This window comes from Microbacterium sp. (assembly GCF_031988965.1).
Taxonomy (GTDB): Bacteria; Actinomycetota; Actinomycetes; order Actinomycetales; family Microbacteriaceae; genus Microbacterium.
Genome location: NZ_DALZXX010000184.1, coordinates 1 through 4,543 on the forward strand (window position 1 = coordinate 1; position 4,543 = coordinate 4,543).

Consider the following 4,543-nt stretch of genomic DNA (forward strand, 5'->3'; position numbering starts at 1 on the left):
CCGGCGCGGCGGATGAGCCGCCGGTCAGTGCCAGCGTCTGCCCCGGGTGGATCACCGACCTCCAGGAGAGTCCGTTCCACGCGAGCACGTCAGCGGTGCGGAGAGAGAACCGGGTGGCGATCGTGAAGACGGTGTCACCGGGCTGCACGGTGTACGAGGCGGGAGCGGCTTCGGTGGCCACCGCGCGCATCGGAAGCGGACCGAGCGATTGCACCGTCGGGGCGCTGTCTGCGGCGGCGGGGCTCGGCGCTGCGGCGAGGGCCCCCGAGAGTGTTCCCAGGACGGCAGCGGGCACTCCGAGTCTCAGATAGCGCGTTCGACGCGCGGCGGTGTGCGTTGTCAAGGTGTCTCCCTTGGTCGACGTCCGCCCACGCTGTCACGTCTGTATACGGAAGTCAACAGAAGTGACTCATGGTGACAGCGTGACAGGAGTGAAGAATGTGCGGCGCGCGCCCTGAGGTGAGATAGTTGCTGTGTGTCTGCGCAGTCTGAGAACCACCCCGCCGAGAGCCTGTCGTCCGCCGAGCAGATCGGCGACGCGGCAGTGACCCCCACCGACTGGCTCACGATGCCCGATCTCGTCGAGGTCCTCGACGAGCCCCTCGGTCGCGTCCGCAGACTCATCGACGAGCACTACCTGGTGGGCTCGCGTCGCTCCGGCGTGTTCGCGGTCCCGTCCGTGTTCATCGTCGACGGCCACCCGCTGCCCTCTCTGCGAGGCACCATCATCGTGCTCCAGGACGCGGGCTTCTCCGACGATGAGGTCGTCGACTGGCTGCTGACCGACGAGGAGACGCTCGGCCGGTCGCCGATCGCCGCACTGCTCGCCGGTCACAAGAGCGAGGTCCGTCGCCTCGCCCGCACGCTCGCCTGACCCTCGCCGTCACGGAGTCTCGGGCCACAGCCGCGCTATCCCGTCTCCGGCCTGTTCGCCCGCGATCGTGACTCAGGCGGCTCGCACCGTCGCGGCGCGGGCGAGATCGCGCAGGTCGCCCACGGCGGCGTTGTCGAGGCGTGCTCCGGAGAGAGCCCGATCCGCCTCGATCGCATAGTCGGAGATCATCGACTCCACCTTCTCGAGGGCACCCGACGCCGAGATCGTCGCCTGCAGGAACGCGATCTGTTCGGCGGTGAGGTCCGGGTCACCGAGCATCTCGTCGAAGAGGGTGCGCGTGGACGTCTCGAGAGTCTGACGGGTGAGGGCCACCAGTACGGTGCGCTTGCCCTCGCGAAGGTCGTCGCCCGCGGGCTTGCCCGTGACGGACGCATCGCCGAAGACTCCGAGCACGTCGTCGCGCAGTTGGAAGGCCATGCCGACCGGGTGGCCGAAGCGCCGCAGCGATAGGACCTGGTCGTCCGCAGCGCCGGCTATCGCCGCGCCGAGCACGAGCGGCTGCTCGATGCTGTAGCGCGCCGACTTGAGCGAGACGACCCGGAGTGCGCGTTCGACGTGCGAGTCCGTCGCGTTCACGCTCCACGCCGATTCCTCGGCGATGTCGAGGAACTGCCCGACGGTGACATCGCGTCGCATGCGCGCGTACTCGCGGCGCACGGACGCCGCGTGGGGGAGCGCTGCGACGGCATCCTCGAACAGGTCATCGCTCCAGGCGACGAGAAGATCTCCGAGCAGGATCGCCGAGGAACGGCCGAACGCGGCGGCGTCGCCCCACCACCCGGCGTCGCGATGGGAGCGCTCGAGAGCGCGATGCGCGGCAGGGCGGCCTCGTCGCGTGTCGGAGTTGTCGATGAGATCGTCGTGCACGAGGGCCGCCGACTGGAAGATCTCCAGGGAGGCGCAGACATCCCACAGAGCGATCGATTCGGCGGCCGAGCGGTCGGCGAATCGAGACACGCCCCGCCACCCGGCGTGGCAGAAGCGGGCGCGCAGACGCTTGCCGCCCACGAGGGTGTCGGCCGCGGAATCGATCAGCGCGGATGCGTCGGGGCCGTACTCGGCGGATTCGACGCGCATCCTCTCGAGGAAAGAGCTCAGGCGTTCGGCGACGGCGTCGGAGACGAGTGTGGGGGACGGCACGACTCCCAGCATACGTAAAGCCAATCCGGGGTCCGACAGCTAGCCTCGGGCGACATACCGCGCGTAGAATGGACGGACGATACCCGAGGGGGACGAAATGCCACTCTCCGAACAGGAGCAGCGTCTGCTCGACGAGATGGAGCGCCATCTCCTCCACAACGACGCCGATGTCGTGAGCGCGCCGTCAGGCGACCGAGCTCTCAGCTACCGAAATCTGGTCTACGGGGCTCTTCTGCTCCTCGCCGGCGTCGGCGGTCTGATCGTCGGCGTGGTGCTCGGCGACGTCTGGGGTGTCGTGGTCGGCGTCATCGGCTTCGCCGCGATGCTGGGCGGCGTGATGCTCGCAGTGACTCCCGTGCGCAAGCCGCTCTCGGCGGCGCCGCGCGAGCGGGCGCCGAAGCAGCACAGTTCCGCGTCCTTCATGGACCGCATGAACGATCGATGGGATCGGCGGCAGGACGGTCACTGACCCTCCTCCACATCTTCTTCCGAAGGCCCGGATGCTCTGAGCATCCGGGCCTTCGTCGTTCCCGGATGCGATCGTCTGCGCCTTCGCGCTCTCCGTCAACGTGAACGTCCTCCACTGGCCCTCCACCAGCCCTCCACCAGCCCTCCACTGGGCCTCCACCTGCCTCCACCGCGTGATTACGCGGTTCACGTGCGCGCGCTCGACAGCCGGGGGAGTGTTTCTGCCAATTGACCGTAGGTTTGTGGAGGAAAGTGGAGTAAAGTGGGGCGCACCTCGAGTTGGCCGGACGGAGAGGGGGTGATGGCTGATGTTGCTGGGAACGCATTCTCCGAAGCTGGACGACAAGGGCAGGGTCATCCTCCCCGCGAAGTTCCGCGAGGACCTCGGTGGCGGCATCGTCGTCACCCGTGGACAGGAACGCTGCCTCTACGTGTTCAGCACGGCCGAGTTCGAGGCGATGCACGAGCGGATCCGTCAGGCGCCGCTCGCGAACAAGCAGGCGCGTGACTTCATGCGCCTGTTCCTCTCCGGAGCGAGTGCGGAGATGCCCGACAGCCAGAACCGCATCACCATCCCCGCGCACCTGCGTCAGTACGCGGGTCTGCAGAAGGAGCTCATCGTCACCGGAGTCGGCGCGCACGCCGAGATCTGGGATGCCGAGAGCTGGAACACCTACCTCGCGGCCGGCGAGGAGTCGTACTCCGAACTCGAGCAGGAGGTGATCCCGGGACTGTTCTGACCACGGCTGTGATGCCCCGCCGCTCCCGCCCCGACACACTTCCCCGGTGCCGGGTCGAGAAGCGGAGGGGGATCAGGGCCCTGGTCACCGAGATACAGAGATCACCCGAGAGAGATCATGAGCCTCCGCGACATCCACACCCCCGTACTGCTCGAGCGCTGCGTCGAGCTGCTCGCTCCCGCGCTCCAGCACGACGGAGCGGTGCTGGTCGATGCCACGCTCGGCATGGGCGGGCATTCCGAGGCGCTGCTCGAGCGTTTCCCGAACATCCGTCTCGTGGGACTCGACCGTGACACCGACGCCCTGCGGATCGCGGGGGAGCGGCTCTCGCGCTTCGCCGATCGGATCACGCTCGTGCACACGGTGTACGACGAGATCGGTCTGCACGCGCAGGGGGCATCCGGCATCCTCTTCGACCTCGGGGTGTCGTCGCTGCAGCTCGACGAGGCCGAGCGCGGGTTCGCGTACTCGAAGGATGCCCCGCTCGACATGCGCATGGACCAGACGAAGGGCGTCACCGCGGCCGAGGTCATCGCCACCTACAGCGAGGGCAACCTGCGACGCATCTTCGAGCGCTACGGCGAGGAGAAGCTCGCGGGTCGCTACGCGCGATTCATCATCGCCGCTCGCGAGAAGCAGCCGATCACGCGCTCCGGTGAACTCGTCGAGATCCTCATCGCAGCCACGCCGGCCGCGGCGCAGCGCGCCGGCCACCCGGCCAAGCGCGTGTTCCAGGCGCTGCGCATCGAGGTGAACGCCGAGCTCAACGTCCTGGCCGACGCGATTCCCTCCGCGATGGATGCGCTCGCCGTCGGCGGACGCATCGTCGTGATGTCGTACCAGTCGCTGGAGGACCGCCTCGTCAAGCAGGCCTTCGCCGCAGGCGCCGCGTCGACTGCTCCGAAGGGGCTCCCGGTCGAGCTCCCCGAGCACGCGCCGCGCTTCAAGATCATCACGCGCGGCGCCGAACTCGCCGATGACGAGGAGCGGGCGCGCAACCCGCGCGCCATCCCCGTACGTCTGCGCGCAGCCGAGAAGGTCAGGGAGAGCGCATGAGCCTCAACGCCGCCGTCCGCCGCGTGCGCTGCCCGCATCGCCGGACCGCTCGAGCGACCGTACTCCGAGCCGTCGGCTCCAGCCCGTCACCGGCACGCCGGTGCGCCGCAAGCCGAAGCTCGCCTACGCGCTCGTCGCGGTGGCGGGAGCGATGGCGATCGGCGCCGCGCAGATCGGCCTCTCACTGGCGATCACGCAGGATTCCTTCGTGCTCGCCGGCCTCTCCTCGCAGCAGCACGAGCTC

The 4,543-nt window shown here is 68.6% G+C and carries 6 protein-coding genes; 4 read left to right on the forward strand and 2 right to left on the reverse strand.

All coding sequences use genetic code 11. The features are described 5' to 3' along the window. A partial coding sequence (locus tag RTM68_RS17020) for a LysM domain-containing protein (RefSeq protein WP_312173219.1) occupies window positions 1–343 on the reverse strand: 343 nt, incomplete at its 3' end. A 186-nt stretch (window positions 344–529) separates the two neighbouring features. Here RTM68_RS17020 and RTM68_RS17025 point away from each other — a divergent pair. Then, window positions 530–874 carry an Rv2175c family DNA-binding protein gene (locus RTM68_RS17025; RefSeq protein WP_396654246.1) on the forward strand — a complete coding sequence of 115 codons (345 nt, stop codon included), beginning with the start codon at window positions 530–532 and terminating at the stop codon, window positions 872–874. Window positions 875–946: 72 nt separating this feature from the next. Here the strand turns inward: RTM68_RS17025 and RTM68_RS17030 are convergent, their stop codons facing one another. Further along, on the reverse strand, window positions 947–2,047 hold the full coding sequence (locus tag RTM68_RS17030; RefSeq protein ID WP_396654245.1) for a polyprenyl synthetase family protein: 1,101 nt from the start codon (window positions 2,045–2,047) through the stop codon (window positions 947–949). 85 nt (window positions 2,048–2,132) lie between these two features. Between RTM68_RS17030 and RTM68_RS17035 the strand changes: the two genes are divergently transcribed. The 3 genes from RTM68_RS17035 (at window position 2,133) to rsmH (ending at window position 4,299) form a co-directional block, all read left to right on the forward strand. Further along, on the forward strand, window positions 2,133–2,504 hold the full coding sequence (locus RTM68_RS17035; RefSeq protein WP_312173224.1) for a DUF3040 domain-containing protein: 372 nt from the start codon (window positions 2,133–2,135) through the stop codon (window positions 2,502–2,504). Window positions 2,505–2,811: 307 nt separating this feature from the next. Then, window positions 2,812–3,243 (forward strand): division/cell wall cluster transcriptional repressor MraZ, encoded by a 432-nt coding sequence (gene mraZ / locus RTM68_RS17040; protein WP_194763448.1) that lies wholly within the window; start codon window positions 2,812–2,814, stop codon window positions 3,241–3,243. A gap of 117 nt (window positions 3,244–3,360) precedes the next feature. Continuing rightward, window positions 3,361–4,299 (forward strand): 16S rRNA (cytosine(1402)-N(4))-methyltransferase RsmH, encoded by a 939-nt coding sequence (rsmH, locus tag RTM68_RS17045; protein WP_312173228.1) that lies wholly within the window; start codon window positions 3,361–3,363, stop codon window positions 4,297–4,299. Window positions 4,300–4,543: the final 244 nt, after the last annotated feature.